At 43.2% G+C, this 537-nt stretch carries 2 tRNA genes; both read left to right on the top strand.

From position 1 onward, the window contains the following. Positions 1–5 precede the first annotated feature (5 nt). A tRNA-Thr gene (locus tag AN394_RS21255) sits at positions 6–81 on the top strand. A gap of 8 nt (positions 82–89) precedes the next feature. After that, a tRNA-Phe gene (locus AN394_RS21250) sits at positions 90–165 on the top strand. Positions 166–537: the final 372 nt, after the last annotated feature.

Raw genomic sequence — 537 nt, 5'->3', positions numbered from 1 at the left:
AGTGTGCCGACTTAGCTCAGTTGGTAGAGCAACTGACTTGTAATCAGTAGGTCATCCGTTCAACTCGGATAGTCGGCACCATTTATTTTGCCCAGATAGCTCAGTCGGTAGAGCAGAGGATTGAAAATCCTCGTGTCGGTGGTTCGATTCCGCCTCTGGGCACCATTGATTCAAAGCCTCGCAATCGCGAGGCTTTTTTGTTTCTGTCCCTCCAAATCACGATTTTACATCCTGTAGATGTGAAGTTTATTTCGCGCGATGAACATAAGAGCTATCAGCTTTCAGGTTTTAAATACATAAGTTAGCGAGTTAGCAAGGGGAAAGAGTAAAGTTAGATTGTGCCCGCACATTGCTATGGCTAAACCCGGTACCGTAGGCGTGAAATTTATTTCGCGCGAATAAGAATAATAAGTTCTTGTATAAGAGAATAACTACATGGAAGATTTTCGATAGCTGATAGCTGATAGCTGATAGCTGATAGCTGATAGCTGATAGCTGATAGCTGATAGCTGATAGCTGATAGCTGATAGCTGATAG

It is taken from the genome of Pseudoalteromonas sp. P1-26 (assembly GCF_001401795.1).
Lineage (GTDB): Bacteria > Pseudomonadota > Gammaproteobacteria > Enterobacterales > Alteromonadaceae > Pseudoalteromonas.
Note: the sequence above shows the minus strand (reverse complement) of the source record. Positions and strands in the feature narration are given on the sequence as shown.